Origin of the sequence: Lysobacter sp. BMK333-48F3 (assembly GCF_019733395.1) — a bacterium.
Taxonomy (GTDB): Bacteria; Pseudomonadota; Gammaproteobacteria; order Xanthomonadales; family Xanthomonadaceae; genus Lysobacter.
Window position 1 is genome coordinate 1,800,552 of record NZ_JAIHOO010000001.1, and the last position, 13,682, is coordinate 1,814,233.

14 protein-coding genes are annotated in these 13,682 nt (G+C 70.2%); 8 read left to right on the forward strand and 6 right to left on the reverse strand.

Annotated elements, in window-relative coordinates; all coding sequences use genetic code 11:
- Nucleotides 1–176: 176 nt before the first annotated feature.
- The 3 genes from K4L06_RS07570 to K4L06_RS07580 all read left to right on the forward strand — a co-directional run bounded on the left by K4L06_RS07570 (nucleotide 177) and on the right by K4L06_RS07580 (nucleotide 2,035).
- Entirely contained in the window at nucleotides 177–542 is a 366-nt protein-coding gene (locus tag K4L06_RS07570) for a hypothetical protein (RefSeq protein WP_221670818.1), read from the forward strand.
- A gap of 30 nt (nucleotides 543–572) precedes the next feature.
- Entirely contained in the window at nucleotides 573–1,160 is a 588-nt protein-coding gene (locus K4L06_RS07575; RefSeq protein WP_255595018.1) for a GNAT family protein, read from the forward strand.
- A 203-nt stretch (nucleotides 1,161–1,363) separates the two neighbouring features.
- A complete protein-coding gene (locus tag K4L06_RS07580; protein ID WP_221670819.1) occupies nucleotides 1,364–2,035 on the forward strand; it encodes a cyclic-phosphate processing receiver domain-containing protein in 672 nt (223 codons plus the stop codon).
- 16 nt (nucleotides 2,036–2,051) lie between these two features.
- On the opposite strand, the gene nagA is transcribed toward K4L06_RS07580, so the two are convergent.
- The 3 genes from nagA to K4L06_RS07595 are packed head-to-tail and all read right to left on the reverse strand — an operon-like array spanning nucleotide 2,052 to nucleotide 4,994.
- Complete coding sequence (nagA, locus tag K4L06_RS07585) at nucleotides 2,052–3,185, reverse strand: N-acetylglucosamine-6-phosphate deacetylase (RefSeq protein WP_221670820.1); 1,134 nt, start codon at nucleotides 3,183–3,185, stop codon at nucleotides 2,052–2,054.
- A 10-nt stretch (nucleotides 3,186–3,195) separates the two neighbouring features.
- Entirely contained in the window at nucleotides 3,196–4,206 is a 1,011-nt protein-coding gene (locus tag K4L06_RS07590; RefSeq protein ID WP_221673558.1) for an SIS domain-containing protein, read from the reverse strand.
- Nucleotides 4,207–4,241: 35 nt separating this feature from the next.
- Entirely contained in the window at nucleotides 4,242–4,994 is a 753-nt protein-coding gene (locus tag K4L06_RS07595) for a GntR family transcriptional regulator (protein ID WP_221670821.1), read from the reverse strand.
- 150 nt (nucleotides 4,995–5,144) lie between these two features.
- On the opposite strand from K4L06_RS07595, the gene zwf reads away from it, so the two are divergent.
- From zwf to eda, 5 genes are all read left to right on the forward strand, one after another.
- Nucleotides 5,145–6,662, forward strand: a complete 1,518-nt coding sequence (gene zwf / locus K4L06_RS07600) for a glucose-6-phosphate dehydrogenase (RefSeq protein WP_221670822.1) — start codon at nucleotides 5,145–5,147, stop codon at nucleotides 6,660–6,662.
- Complete coding sequence (gene pgl / locus K4L06_RS07605) at nucleotides 6,646–7,401, forward strand: 6-phosphogluconolactonase (RefSeq protein ID WP_221670823.1); 756 nt, start codon at nucleotides 6,646–6,648, stop codon at nucleotides 7,399–7,401. The genes zwf and pgl overlap by 17 nt, the downstream gene beginning before the upstream one ends.
- A 349-nt stretch (nucleotides 7,402–7,750) precedes the next feature.
- Nucleotides 7,751–9,583, forward strand: coding sequence for a phosphogluconate dehydratase (gene edd / locus K4L06_RS07610; protein ID WP_221670824.1), 1,833 nt, complete (start codon nucleotides 7,751–7,753; stop codon nucleotides 9,581–9,583).
- A gap of 175 nt (nucleotides 9,584–9,758) precedes the next feature.
- The gene (locus K4L06_RS07615) at nucleotides 9,759–10,439 is read left to right on the forward strand and encodes an HAD family hydrolase (RefSeq protein ID WP_064745944.1); all 681 of its coding nucleotides are present in this window, start codon (nucleotides 9,759–9,761) and stop codon (nucleotides 10,437–10,439) included.
- A gap of 73 nt (nucleotides 10,440–10,512) precedes the next feature.
- Entirely contained in the window at nucleotides 10,513–11,157 is a 645-nt protein-coding gene (gene eda / locus K4L06_RS07620) for a bifunctional 4-hydroxy-2-oxoglutarate aldolase/2-dehydro-3-deoxy-phosphogluconate aldolase (RefSeq protein ID WP_221670825.1), read from the forward strand.
- 253 nt (nucleotides 11,158–11,410) lie between these two features.
- On the opposite strand, the gene K4L06_RS07625 is transcribed toward eda, so the two are convergent.
- The 3 genes from K4L06_RS07625 to K4L06_RS07635 form a co-directional block, all read right to left on the reverse strand.
- On the reverse strand, nucleotides 11,411–12,457 hold the full coding sequence (locus K4L06_RS07625; protein WP_221670826.1) for a LacI family DNA-binding transcriptional regulator: 1,047 nt from the start codon (nucleotides 12,455–12,457) through the stop codon (nucleotides 11,411–11,413).
- Between the two features lie 63 nt (nucleotides 12,458–12,520).
- Nucleotides 12,521–12,973: a hotdog fold thioesterase gene (locus tag K4L06_RS07630; RefSeq protein WP_221670827.1), complete on the reverse strand. Its 453-nt coding sequence runs from the start codon at nucleotides 12,971–12,973 to the stop codon at nucleotides 12,521–12,523.
- A gap of 211 nt (nucleotides 12,974–13,184) precedes the next feature.
- Nucleotides 13,185–13,376 carry a hypothetical protein gene (locus tag K4L06_RS07635; protein WP_221670828.1) on the reverse strand — a complete coding sequence of 64 codons (192 nt, stop codon included), beginning with the start codon at nucleotides 13,374–13,376 and terminating at the stop codon, nucleotides 13,185–13,187.
- Between the last annotated feature and the right edge of the window lie 306 nt (nucleotides 13,377–13,682).

Genomic DNA, 13,682 nt, shown 5'->3' on the forward strand with positions numbered 1-13,682 from the left:
GCCGGCTGAATGCGACATCCGTACCGAAGCGCATTGCCGGGCCCGCGCTTGGGTTCCGGGCCGTGCCATGATTCGCGGCCGCGCCGGGGAGGCGGCGACGGACACGGCGGCGCGAGCGCACCGGTCCGGCTCGGCCGCGCCGCCGGCCCGATGATGTTCGACGCCGAGGAGGAGGCGTGACCCAGGACCTGTACTGCTGGCGATGCAAGCGCGTGGTGCCGATGCTCGACGAAGCCGAGTGGGCGCGGTACCGGGCGCTGATCGAAGACTACGTTCGCGATCTCAAGCGCGAAGGCAGCCGCGACGCCGCCGGCCGGCTCTTGCCGCAGCCAGCGAAGAGCCGCTTCGAAGTCGTCGCGGACTTCTACCAGAGCCTGGTGGGCTATCCGGTGGTCGACCCGGACTGCAGTTTCTTCGAGGCCTTTGCGATCGATCACCATCGGCTCAGCGAGATCGGCCCGCCCTGCGCCCACTGCGGCAAGCCCCTGCGCACGCAGCGCGCGAGCTTTTGCGCGGATTGCGGGACGCCGCGCGCGGGCTGAGCGCCGGCGGAGGCGCGTTGCCGATTCGCGATGCCCGATCCCGGGCGCGGCTACCATGCGCGCATGGCCGCCTTCGATTCCGTCGTCCTGACCACGCAACGCCTGTCGCTGCGTCCCTTGCGGCCCGACGATGCGCCGGCCTTGCTGGCGATCTGCTCCGATCCGCAGGTGATGCGCTACTGGAGTTCGCCGCCGTGGGAGGCGATCGGCCAGGCCGAAGCCTTGATCGCGCGCGACCGCGAGGCGATGGCGTCCGGGCAGTACCTGCGCCTGGGCATCGAGCGCGACGGCGGCCTGATCGGCTACTGCACCCTGTTCCAGCTCGATGCGCAGAACCGTCGCGCCGAACTCGGCTACGTGCTCGCCGCCGCAGCCTGGTCGCAGGGCTATATGCGCGAAGCGCTGCGCGCCCTGCTCGACTACGGCTTCGACGCGCTCGACCTGCACCGCATCGAGGCCGACACCGATCCGCGCAACCGCGCCTCGGTGCGTTGCCTGGAGCGCCTGGGCTTCGTCCGCGAAGGCCTGCTGCGCGAGCGCTGGATCGTCGCCGGCGAAGTCTCCGACACCGCCCTGTACGGCCTGCTGCGCCAGGACTGGCGCGCCAATCCCCTGTAGGAGCGGCGTGAGCCGCGACAGCCGAAGCGGTGGACGTAAGCGTACTCCGGCGAAATTCGGACCTGCGGCTGCGATTTGTCGTTCCCGGATCTCGGCGAATGGCGTGGTATCTCACCGCTTCGGCTGTCGCGGCTCACGCCGCTCCTACAAGGGCGGCGCCGCGCTCCTGGCGCAGCGCCAGCCGCATCGACTAGATTGCCGCCATGCGTGTCTATCTCGACGACGAGCGCTCCACGCCCGAAGGCTGGGTGCGGGTGTATTGGCCGGACCAGGCCATCGCCCTGCTGCGCCAGGGCGGCGTGACCGAGATCAGCCTGGACCACGACCTGGGCGACGACGCGCGCGGCACCGGCTACGACGTGATCGCCTGGATCGAGGAAGCCGTCGCCCTGGACGGCTTCTCGCCGCCGCTCATCCGCGTGCATTCGGCCAACCCCTCGGCGCGGCTGCGCATGGAAGCGGGGATCGCCGCGATCGGGCGCCTGGCGGTGCAGCCCCATGAGCCGAATCGCGTGCTCTGGACCTCCTCCAACCGTTCGCGCGGCGCCGATGCGCGCGTGCGCTTCGAATTGACCGGGCTCGGCGCGGACGGTGGGCGCAGGCGCGTGCTCGACGACTACCGGCCGCACTATCGCATCCGGCCGGATTACCACACGTCGGCGCGGCATCGTTTTCTGGATGCGACCGAAGTCCTCAGCGGGGAATCCGCCGAGGCCGAGGTGTGGCTGCTGACCCCCGAACACTACCCGGGCACGCTTTGGGTCGGACGCCGCCTGGAGCTCAGCGAAGGCTCGCGGCCGGTCGGGTTCGCGACCGTGCTGGAGGTGTTCAACCCGATCCTGCTCGGCGTCGAAACCCCGCCGGAGCGGATTTAGCGAAGACCGGCGGCGCTTACGGCAAGCCGCCGATCCAGGTCCCCGTCACCTGCAGGTCTTCGTCCAGCGCGACCAGGTCGGCGCGGTAGCCCGGCGCGATCCGGCCCAGTTCGTCGCCCAGGCCGAGGAAGTCGGCGGGGTAGGCCGAGGCCATGCGGCAGGCTTCGTCCAGCGGCAGGCCGAGCCGGCGCACGGTGTTGCGCACGGCGCTGGCCATGTCCAGCGCGGAGCCGGCCAGGGTGCCCTCGGCGGTGCTGCACTTGCCGTTGCGGCAGGTCATGGTCTGGCCGTAGAGGACGAAATCCTCCTGCTCGCCGCCGACCGGCGGCATCGCATCGGTGACCAGCATGATCTTGCCGCGCGGCTTGGCGGCGATGGCGATGCGCAGCGAGGCGTCGTGCACGTGTTCGCCGTCGACGATCACTCCGCACCAGCTGTCGGGGTCGTCGAGGCAGGCGCCGACGCCGCCGGGCTCGCGGCTGCCGAGCGGGGTCATGGCGTTGAACAGATGGGTCGCGCCGCGCACGCCGTGGGCGAAGGCCGAGCGCAGGCGCTGGTAGTCGGCGGCGGTGTGGCCGGCGCAGACCAGCACGCCGCGCGCGGCCAGGGCCTGCAGCACGGCGTCGTCGAAACGTTCCGGGGCCAGGGTCAGCATGGTCCGGCCGATGCCGAGCGAGGCGACCAGGTCCAGTTCGTCCTCGCCCGGGGTGTGGAACTTGTCCGGGTCGTGCACGCCCTTGCGCGCCTGCGCCAGGTAGGGGCCTTCCAGGTGGATGCCGAGCACGCCGGGCAGGCCCTGGTGCATCGCTTCGCGCACCGCGCCGATCGCCTCGCGCATGGTCGCGACGTCGTCGCTGATCAGGGTCGGCAGCAGGCCGGTGGTGCCGAACCGGCGGTGCGCCTGGGCGATGCGGCGCACGCCTTCGACCGTCGGCTCGTCGTTGAACAGCACATCGCCGCCGCCGTTGACCTGGGTGTCGATGAAGCCGGGCACCAGGTAGCGGCCGCGCAGGTCGATCGCCTCGGCGCCGCGCGGCGCCGGGCCGGGCAGCACCGCGACGATGTGGCCTTCCTCGACGATCACGCTGAGGTCGGACTCGAAGCCGCGCTCGCCGAGCACGCGAGCGTTGACGAAAGCGGTAGCGGTCATGGCGTGGGCCTCAAACCGTTTCGGTGACTTTGTTGAGGTGCGGCGGCAGGTCCGGGTTGTGCCCGCGCGCCACCGACAAGGCGTTCACCGCCTTGTAGAAGCTGGCCACGGTGATCAGCGGGGTCATCGCCGGATGCAGCGAGCGCGCCAGCGGCAGGCTGTCGCCGCCGTGGATGCCCGGCGCGGCCAGCCACACCGGCGCGCCGCGCTGGCGGAACTCGCGCGCCACCGCGACCGTGCCGTCGCCGGTGCCGTCGTCCTGGGCGAAGGCCAGCACCGGAAAGCCGGGCCCGACGATCGCCATCGGCCCGTGCTTGACCTCGGCGCTGCTGAACGCCTCGGCGTGCAGGCCGCAGGTTTCCTTGAACTTCAGCGCCGCCTCCTGGGCCGCGCCCAGGCCGAGGCCGCGACCGATCACGAACAGGTTGCGCGCATCGACCAGGCCTTCGACCAGCGCCGACCAGTCCTGGCGCGAGGCTTCGCGCAGCGCCTCGGGCAGGGCGTGCACGGCGTCGAACAGCCGCGCCTCGTGGCTCCAGCGCGCGGTCAGCTGCAGCAGCGCGGCCAGCGAGCACAGATAGCTCTTGGTCGCCGCGACGCTGGTTTCCGGGCCGGCGTGCAGGCCGAGCACGGTGTCGGCGACCTGGGCCAGCGGCGAGTCGGTCACGTTGACCAGGGCGACGACATGGGCGCCGGCGGCCTTGGCGATTTCGGCGTTGCGCACCAGGTCCGGGCTCTTGCCCGACTGCGAGACGGCGACGAACAGCGCGTCCTGCAGCTGCGGCTTGACCGCATACACCGAACCCACCGACGGCGAGGCCGAGGCGGTGACCAGGCCGAGCTGGGTTTCGAACAGGTACTTGCCGTAGGTGGCGGCGTGATCGGAGCTACCGCGCGCGCAGGTGACGATGAAGCGCGGCGGACGCTGGCGCAGGCGGTCGACCAGGTCGTCGACGAGATCGGCGTTAGCGGCGAACTGGCGCGCGACCGCGTCGCCGGCCTCCTGCGCCTCGGCGTACATGCGGGTACCGGTCGGGTCGAGCAGGGTCTGGGTGGTCACGGCGTGGTTTCGCTCTGTAGTTCGGCGACGAAGTCGTAGGCGTCGCCGCGGTAGAAGGACCGGGTGAATTCGACGACGCGGCCGTCGTCGAGGAAGGTGCGGCGTTCGATGAACAATCCGGGCGCGCCTTCGGGCAGGTTCATCAGCCGCGCCTGCTCGGCGTCGAAGGCGATCGCGCGCAGCCGCTGCAGGGCGCGGCTGGGGCGGATGCCGAGCTTGGCGAAGGCTTCGTACAGCGAGTTTTCGACGAGCGTCGGGTCGGGCAGCACCGCCAAAGGCACGACGGTGCGCTCGAGTGCGAGCGCCACGCCGTCGGCGGTGCGCAAGCGGTAGTAACGAACCACCTGCGCGCCGGGCGACAGGTTCAGCGCCATCGCCTCTTCCGGAGTGACCTCGCCGACGCCGCGCTCGAGGAAGGTCGAGCGCGGGTCGAGGCCGCGCGCGCGCAGGTCGTCGGTGAAGCTGGTCAGGCGCGAGAAGGATTTGACGATGCGCTCGGCGACGAAGGTGCCGGCGCCCTGGCGCTGCACCAGCAGGCCGTCGGCGACCAGGCCGGCGATGGCCTTGCGCACGGTGACCCGCGACAGGTCCAGCCATTTGCCCAGCTCGCGTTCGCCGGGCAGGGCCTGGCCGGCGGTCAGCTCGCCGTTCTCGATCGCGTGCTGGAGGGTCCGGCGCAGGTGCTGGTAGGCCGGCGCGCGTCGCGCGTCGGACTGCCGGCGGAACTCGTCGAGCAGATAGGGCTGCATAGTGTGAAAAGATACCAGTGCAAGACCAATGGCGGCAACAAAGGCGCGTAGAACGCGTCTAAATCGTTGAATTCAGGTTAATTTGTCGGAGTGGTATCTTACTGGTATCTTTGCTGGTATGGTTTCACCCAGACCAGTTCGAGCCCGACCATGAGCGTCTACTCCGTACCGTCCCCGTCCCAGGCGCCGCATCTGGCGCCGTTGGCCCCGTTCGATCTGGTGATCTTCGGCGGCACCGGCGACCTGGCCCTGCGCAAGCTGCTGCCGGCGCTGTTCCACCGCTACGTCGACGGCCAGATCGTCGCCGGCACCCGCCTGGTCGGCATTGCCCGCGACGAGCGCAGCGACGAGGACTACCGCGGCAAGGTGCGCGAGGCGCTGCGCAGCTTCGCCGGCGAACAGGCCCAGCAGGGCGAGGCCCTGGACGGGTTCCTGGCGCTGCTGCACTACCGCCGCCTGGACCTGAGCTCCGACGGCGGCTGGCCGGAGTTCGCGGCCGAGTTCCCCGACCAGGAGCGGGTGCGGGTGTTCTACCTCGCGGTCGGCCCGGACCTGTTCGGCGTGGTCGGCGACCGCCTGCAGTCGCACGGCCTGGTCAACCCGAAGACGCGGGTGGTGGTGGAAAAGCCGCTCGGCAAGGACGGCGCCAGCGCCGACACCATCAACGACGCATTGGCGCGGGTGTTCGCCGAGACCCAGATCTTTCGCATCGACCATTACCTCGGCAAGGAGACGGTGCAGAACCTCACCGCGCTGCGTTTCGGCAACGCGCTGTTCGAGCCGTTGTGGAAGGCCGAGCACATCGACCACGTGCAGATCACCGTCGCCGAGACCGTCGGCGTGGAATCGCGCGCGCCGTACTACGACAAGTCCGGCGCGCTGCGCGACATGGTCCAGAACCATCTGCTGCAGCTGCTGTGCCTGGTGGCGATGGAGCCGCCGTCCTCGCTCGCCGCCGACGCGATCCGCGACGAGAAGCTGAAAGTGCTGCGCGCGCTGCGCCCGATCGAGAACGGCAACGCCGCCCAGTTCACCGTGCGCGGCCAGTACAAGGCCGGCGCGGTCGAGGGCCGCGCGGTGCCGGGCTATGCGCAGGAGCTCGGCGCGCAGTCGCTGACCGAAACCTTCGTCGCGCTGAAGGCCGAAGTGAAGAACTGGCGCTGGGCCGGGGTGCCGTTCTACCTGCGCACCGGCAAGCGCCTGGCCGAGCGCGTCTCGGAAATCGTGGTCACCTTCCGCCAGGTGCCGCATTCGATCTTCGAAGACCTGACCGAGCAGGACCCGTCCAGCCGGTTGGCGCCGAACAAGCTGGTGCTGCGCCTGCAGCCCGACGAAGGCGTGAAGCTGTGGCTGATGAACAAGGTGCCCGGCCCCGGCGGCCTGCGCCTGCGCCACGTGCCGCTGGACATGAGCTTCGCCGCCGCGTTCGGCGGGCGCCAGGCCGACGCTTACGAGCGCCTGCTGATGGACGTGGTGCGCGGCAATCCGATGTTGTTCATGCGCCGCGACGAAGTCGACGCGGCCTGGAAATGGATCGACCCGATCCGCGCCGCCTGGGCGGCGAGCGCCGATGCGGCGCGCCCGTACACCGCCGGCAGCTGGGGCCCGAGCGCCGCGGTGGCCCTGATCGAACGCGATGGGAGGACCTGGCATGAAGATGCAGGCTGAGCGACTGAAAGTGATCGAACCCTTGCCCCTGCCGCTGCACGAGCGCCTGTTCGACGACAGCGAACAACTGGCCCAGGCGCTGGCGCGCCAGGTCGCCGCCGACCTGCGCGGCGCGCTGGCCCGCCACGGCGAGGCCTGCATCGCCCTGTCCGGCGGCAACACGCCCAAGCGCTTCTTCCAGGCGCTGTCGACCCAGACCCTGGACTGGGCGCGGGTCACCGTGCTGCCGATCGACGAGCGCTGGCTGCCGCCGGAGCATCCGCGCTCCAACGAACGCCTGCTGCGCGAACATCTGCTGCAGCACAACGCCGCCGCGGCGCGCCTGCTGCCGATGTACCGGCCGACGCCGACCCCGGAAGCGGCGCTGATGCCGGTAATGACCAAGATCGCCAACGAAGGCCTGCCGCTGGACGTCGCCGTGCTCGGCATGGGCGACGACGGCCATGTCGCTTCGCTGTTCCCGGACCTGGGTCGCGACAACCCGGCGCTGCGCGAGATCGGCCTGCAGCCGCGCGGCCGCGCGCCGGTGATGGCGATCCGCACCGACGCGATGCCCGAGCCGCGCATAACCCTGACCTTGAGCGCGATCTTCACCGCGCCGGCGCTGTACCTGCACATCGAAGGCGAGAAGAAGCGCGCCGTGCTCGACAACGCCCAGCGCGATCCGCGCAACGCCTTGCCGATCCGCTCGGTGCTGCTCGGCGCCCCGCAGCCTCCGACCCTCTACTGGAGCCCCTAAGCGCGAACGCCCGCGTTCCCGCTTCTACGATTCCCCATTCCCCATTCCCCATTCCCGCTTCATTGGCGCCCGCAGCATCTTGGGCGCCCAAGACAGCCAAGCCCTGACTCCCTCCCCTCCCAAGTTACGGCTTTTGCTGTCGCCCCCTTCGGACGAAGGGGGCAGCGCCCGCCTCGCGGGCGTGGGGGGATTTGCTTTTGCCTCTGCTTCTGCGGAAGGTGTAGGAAGAGCAAATCCCCCCTAACCCCCCTTTTTCGAAGGGGGGAACCGGTCGGCCTCTGCTGGCGGAGAGAGGGTCGTCCGGCTTCTTCCGCAAGTTCCGCAAGCGCCTGGCACTGACCGAGTACCCGTGAATACCCAACTGCACCCCGTAGTCGCGCAAGTCACGCAACGCATCGTCGAACGCAGCCGCGCGCGCCGTACCGCCTACCTGGCCCGGATCGAGGCGGCCAGCGGCAGCGGTCCGCATCGGCGGCGTCTGTCCTGCGGCAATCTGGCCCACGGTTTCGCCGCCTGCACGGTCGGCGACAAGCACGCGCTGCGCAGCGGCGTCGCGCCCAACCTGGGCATCGTCAATTCCTACAACGACATGCTCTCCGCGCATCAGCCGCTGGAGCGCTTTCCCGAGCTGATCAAGAGCGCGGCGCGCGATTGCGGCGCTACCGCCCAGGTCGCCGGCGGCGTGCCGGCGATGTGCGACGGCGTCACCCAGGGCCGCGAAGGCATGGAGCTGTCGCTGTTCTCGCGCGACGTGATCGCGATGTCGACTGCGATCGCGTTGTCGCACGACATGTTCGACGCGGCGCTGTACCTGGGCGTGTGCGACAAGATCGTGCCGGGCCTGCTGATCGGCGCGCTGCAGTACGGCCACCTGCCGGGCATTTTCGTGCCGGCCGGGCCGATGACCTCGGGCCTGCCCAACGACGAGAAATCGCGCGTGCGCCAGCGCTACGCCACCGGCGAGGCCAGCCGCGAGGAACTGCTCGAGGCCGAGGCGCGCAGCTATCACGGCCCCGGCACCTGCACCTTCTACGGCACCGCCAATTCCAACCAGATGCTGATGGAGATGATGGGCCTGCACCTGCCGGGCTCCAGCTTCGTCCATCCCAACACGCCGTTGCGCGATGCGCTGACCGCGCAGGCGGCGCAGCGCGCGGCGCAGATCACCGCGCTCGGCGACGACTACCGTCCGATCGGCCGGATCGTCGACGAACGCGCGATCGTCAACGGCGTGATCGGCCTGCACGCCACCGGCGGTTCGACCAACCACCTGCTGCACCTGATCGCGATGGCCGCGGCGGCCGGCATCGAGCTGCGCCTGGAGGATTTCGACGCGCTGTCCTCGGCGATTCCGCTGCTGGCGCGGGTGTATCCGAACGGCAGCGCCGACGTGAACCATTTCCACGCTGCCGGCGGCCTGGCGTTCCTGATCGGCGAACTGCTCGACCACGGCCTGCTGCACGGCGACGTCGAAACCGTCGCCGGCCCTGGCCTGGCGCGCTATCGGGTCGAGGCGCGCCTGGCCGACGACGGCACGGTGGCCTACGTGCCCTCGGCGCCGGTCAGCGCCGACACCGCGGTGCTGCGTCCGGTCGCCGAGCCGTTCCGCGCCGACGGCGGCCTGCGCGTGCTCACCGGCAACCTCGGCACCGCCGCGATCAAGGTCTCGGCGGTGCCGGAAGACCGCTGGACGGTCGAAGCGCCGTGCCGGGTGTTCGCCGAACAGCACGAGGTCAAGCAGGCCTTCGAGCGCGGCGAACTCGACCGCGACGTGGTCGTGGTGGTGCGCTTCCAGGGCCCGCGCGCCAACGGCATGCCCGAGCTGCACCAGCTCACCCCGACCCTGACCGTGCTGCAGAAGCGCGGCCACCGCGTCGCCCTGGTCACCGACGGGCGCATGTCCGGCGCGTCGGGACAGGTGCCGGCGGCGATCCACGTCACCCCCGAAGCCAGCGCCGGCGGTCCCTTGGCCAAGCTGCGCGACGGCGACTTACTGCGGGTGGATGCGGTCGCCGGCACGCTGAGCGTGACCGAGCCGGCCGACTGGGCGACGCGCGAGCACGCCACGGCCGACCTGTCGGCGCACCACGTCGGTTTCGGCCGCGAGCTGTTCGCCGCCTTCCGCGGTTACGCCGCACCGGCCGACCAGGGTGCCGGGGTGTTTCCGCCCCTGCCGCTTTGACTGCGAAGCCGGGTGCGCCTCCCATCGCGCATCCCGGCTCGATCGTCATTCCCCTGCGCAGGCGAGGGTCCAGGACTTCATCGCGACAAGGCTCTGAAGTCTCTGGATTCCCGCTTTCGCGGGAATGACGATAGGAAAATGCTTGGCCGACCCATTCCGTAACTCGGAGCGTTGCATGCCCGCCCCCGTACGCACCACCTTCCTGTTCGACCTCGACGGCACGCTCGTCGACAGCGTTTACCAGCACGTGCTGGCGTGGAAGCACGCGCTCGACGCCGACGGCATTCCGCTGTCGGTGTGGCGCATCCACCGCAAGATCGGCATGAGCGGCGGCTTGTTCACCAACATCCTGCTGCGCGAGACCGGAATCGACATCACCCCGGAACGGGTCGAGCGCCTGCACCGCCTGCACGCCCAGGCCTATGCCGCGCAGGCGACCCAGATCCGGCCGCTGCCGGGTGCGGTCGAACTGCTGGCGTATCTGAGCGACAACGGCATTCCCTGGGCGATCGCCACCAGCGGCCGGATGGAGACCGCACGCCACAACCTGGTCGCGCTCGGCGTCGACCCGGAGCGTTCGGTGGTCATCACCCGCGACATGGTCAAGCACGCCAAGCCCGACCCGGACCTGTTCCTGGCCGCGGCCGACCAGGTCGGCGCCGACATCGAGCATTCGGTGGTGGTCGGCGACAGCATCTGGGACCTGCTCGCCGCGCGCCGCGCGCGTGCGCTCGGTGTGGGGCTGCTGTCGGGCGGCTACGGCCAGGAAGAGCTCGAGCGCGCCGGCGCGTTCCGGGTCTACGAAGATCCGGCCGACCTGCTCAAGCACATCGACGAAGTCGCCGCGCGTCCTTAAGCGCGCATCTTTGAGCCAACATCTTCGGGCGAGCGTCTTTGAGCGAGCATTCCAGCTATCGGGAGTTACGGGCATGAGTTCGATCCAGGATCTGCAACAGCGCGTCGGCGCAGTGCTGGCGTTGGCGCCGGTGGTGCCGGTGCTGGTGATCGATGAATTGAAGGACGCGGTGCCGCTGGCGCGCGCCCTGGTCGCCGGCGGATTGCCGGCGATCGAAGTCACCTTGCGCACGCCGGTGGCGCTGGACGCGGTGCGGGCGATCGCGGCCGAAGTCGAAGGCGCCGCGGTCGGCGTCGGCAGCGTGCGCCGTCCTTCGGACTTCGCCGACGCGCTCAAGGCCGGCGCCACCTTCGCCGTGTCGCCGGGCAGTTCGCCCGGGCTGCTCGCCGCCGCGCGCGACATCGACCTGGCGTGGCTGCCGGGCGCGGCCACCGCCTCGGAAGCGATGGCCTTGCTGGAGCAGGGCTATACCCAGCTCAAGTTCTTCCCGGCCGAATCGATCGGCGGCGCGACCGCGCTGAAAGGCATCGGCGGGCCGCTGCCGGAGCTGCGGTTCTGCGCCACCGGCGGCATCGGCGCGCACAACGCCGGCGAGTACCTGGCGTTGAACAACGTGCCCTGCGTGGGCGGCTCGTGGGTGGCGCCGGCGGCAGCGGTAAAGGCCGGCGATTGGGCCAGGATCGAAGCGCTGGCGCGCGAAGCGGCGGCGTTGAAGTGAGCCGTACCAAGCGCCGGCGTTGAAACGAGCATGCCTCCCTCGTGTCAGGTGGAGGCGTCGAAGCGGGCTTGTCTCCCTCTCCCGCTTGCGGGAGAGGGCTGGGGTGAGGGCGAGCGCGACTGCATAGTCGGTGCTGCTGCGAGATCGGGTTTCCCCTCACCCTAACCCTCTCCCGCAAGCGGGAGAGGGGACTGTTGCGTCGATCGGGGAGCTGCGTTCGATGCCTGATTACGGCGTCGAACAGCGCCGCGGCTCAGGCGCCCCCAGGCGGTCGCGGCGGCGCGGTCGAGCCGCGCACCACCAGGATCGGGCTGAAGCCTTCGTTGGCCGGCGCTTCCACCGGCTGGTCGGTCTCGCGCCGCAGCTCGGCGATCAGCCGGTACGCGGCATGCCGGGCGATCTCTTCGGTGGCCTGGCGCGCGGTGGTCAGGGTCGGCCAGGACTGCTTGGAGAACGGGCTGTCCTCGAAGCCGGCGATCGACAGGTCGTAGGGCACGTGCATCCCCGAGGACTTGGCCGCGGCCAGCACGCCGGCGGCGATCTCGTCGTTGCTGCCGAAGATCGCGGTGGGCCGGTCGGGCAGGGCGAACAGCCGGCGCGCGCCGCGGAAGCCGTCGTCGAAGGAATAGTCGCCCGGCAATACCAGGTTTTCGTCCTCGCCGATGCCGTAGTCGGCCAGCGCCTGCGCATAGCCCTTGTAGCGTTCCCAACTGGAGCGGTGCGACTTGCCGCCCCACAGGAAACCGATGCGCTGGTGGCCGAGCTGGATCAGATGCTCGGTGATGTCGTAGGCGGCGTCGCGGTCGTCGACCCAGACGCAGGGCGAGCCGTCCTTCGGGTCTTCGGCGGCGGAGACGATGCGCACCAGCTTGATTCCGTGCGCGACCAGTTCGCTGACCAGTTCCATGCGTTCGGACATCGGCGGCGCCAGCACCAGGCCGGCCAGGCGCGCGCCCTGGACCAGGTCGATCAGGTCGGCGGCCAGCAGCGGCGAGGACGAGTCGCAGGGATGGATCTGCAGGCCGTAGCCGGTTTCGCGGCAGGCGGCGAGCACGCCGTTCTGCACGCTGATGATGTAGTACGGGTTCGGGTTGTCGTAGACCACGCCCAAGGCGTACGGCTGGGCGCTGCGCAGGCTGCGCGCCGACGGGTCGGGCCGGTAGTCGAGTTCGGCGATGGCTTCGTGCACCCGCGCGCGGGTGCGCGCGCGGACGCCTGATTCGTCGTTGATCACCCGCGACACGGTCTTCAGCGAGACCTGGGCGAGTTCGGCGACGTCTTTGATGGTGGGTCGGCGCACGGGGCTCCTGCGGCGGCGCGGCCGGCGCGGGCGCGCCGTCGGAGGTCTAGCCTACTCGCCGGCTCAGGCCTTGGGTACCACGGCCAGGGTCAGGCGCGAGACGCAGGCCAGGCGGCCGGCCTCGTCCTCGATGCGGATCTCCCACACCTGGGTGCTGGCGCCGACGTGCAGCGGCCGCGCGGTGCCGGTGACCTGGCCCTGGCGCACGCCGCGCAGGTGATTGGCGTTGATCTCGATGCCGACGCAGACCTTGCCCTCGGGGCAGCACAGGTTGCCGGCGCTGCTGCCCAGGGTTTCGGCGAGCAGGACCGAGGCGCCGCCGTGCAGCAGGCCATAGGGCTGATGGGTGCGGGCGTCGACCGGCATGGTGCCGCGCACGTAGTCGGGGCCGATTTCGGTGAAGACGATGCCGAGCGGTTCCATCGCGGTGTTGCGCGAGAGCCGGTTGAGGTCGTCGACGGTGGTGGTGCCGCGGAACAGGGGACGCGCGGCGGAAGCGGAGGCGGGAGCGTTCATCGCTCCACGATAGCGGCGCGGACGGGGCCGGGCCAGCCGCGATGCGGCGGAAAGCGGGCAGGGGCAGCTACTGCGCGGGCGTTGCGCGGAACTTCAAGAAGCCCGGATTCGGCGCGCCGGGCAATGATTGCGGGGGCGCGCCGATCCGGGTCGGGGTGAGCGTGGATGGAGACTTGCTGCGATCGGCCGGTCCATGGTCGGCGACCGGCGATCAGGCGAAGCGGAAGCGCGGCTGGACCCAGTTGCTGGCGTAGCTGCGATTGCTGGCGTAGCCGCTGCTGTTGCCGTAGCCGACGCCGAAATCGCGCTGGCGGTGCAGGTGGCGGACCGGAGCGACGGTCTTGGCGGCAGCCGGGGCGGTGGTGGTGGTGGTGACGGTGCGGGTGGTGGTCAGAGCGTTCATGGCGGTTTCCTTTTCCTCGTGTTGTGGCGTCGTAGTGCTTCGGTGTGTTGGTAAAGTACAACACCTGGTCTAGTTCCCACCCGTGCCGTAAGTCATGGTCCTTTCGGCGAGATCCTGAACAGGGGTTCCGGACTGGGCGGCGGGTGCTGGGCACCTGCCAGGGTTCGTAGATAGAGATGTCTTCCGGAGCGGCTTGGTTGCATCGCCGCGCCTATGACTGAAGACCTAGCCAGGGCGGAAAATGTGACCGGGCCGGGGCCGGGTTCTTTTCGCCGGGCTTACGCCGCTGCCGATGCCGGCGCCGGG

Coding starts and splice junctions, on each gene's coding strand:
- K4L06_RS07595 (WP_221670821.1), bottom strand. CDS start 4,994: ATGCAGCCCTATCTGCTCGACGAGTTCCGCCGGCAGTCCGACGCGCGA.
- nagA (WP_221670820.1), bottom strand. CDS start 3,185: ATGACCGCTACCGCTTTCGTCAACGCTCGCGTGCTCGGCGAGCGCGGC.
- K4L06_RS07615 (WP_064745944.1), top strand. CDS start 9,759: ATGCCCGCCCCCGTACGCACCACCTTCCTGTTCGACCTCGACGGCACG.
- K4L06_RS07630 (WP_221670827.1), bottom strand. CDS start 12,973: ATGAACGCTCCCGCCTCCGCTTCCGCCGCGCGTCCCCTGTTCCGCGGC.
- K4L06_RS07590 (WP_221673558.1), bottom strand. CDS start 4,206: ATGTACGCCGAGGCGCAGGAGGCCGGCGACGCGGTCGCGCGCCAGTTC.
- zwf (WP_221670822.1), top strand. CDS start 5,145: ATGAGCGTCTACTCCGTACCGTCCCCGTCCCAGGCGCCGCATCTGGCG.
- K4L06_RS07580 (WP_221670819.1), top strand. CDS start 1,364: ATGCGTGTCTATCTCGACGACGAGCGCTCCACGCCCGAAGGCTGGGTG.
- pgl (WP_221670823.1), top strand. CDS start 6,646: ATGAAGATGCAGGCTGAGCGACTGAAAGTGATCGAACCCTTGCCCCTG.
- K4L06_RS07635 (WP_221670828.1), bottom strand. CDS start 13,376: ATGAACGCTCTGACCACCACCCGCACCGTCACCACCACCACCACCGCC.
- eda (WP_221670825.1), top strand. CDS start 10,513: ATGAGTTCGATCCAGGATCTGCAACAGCGCGTCGGCGCAGTGCTGGCG.
- K4L06_RS07575 (WP_255595018.1), top strand. CDS start 573: ATGCCCGATCCCGGGCGCGGCTACCATGCGCGCATGGCCGCCTTCGAT.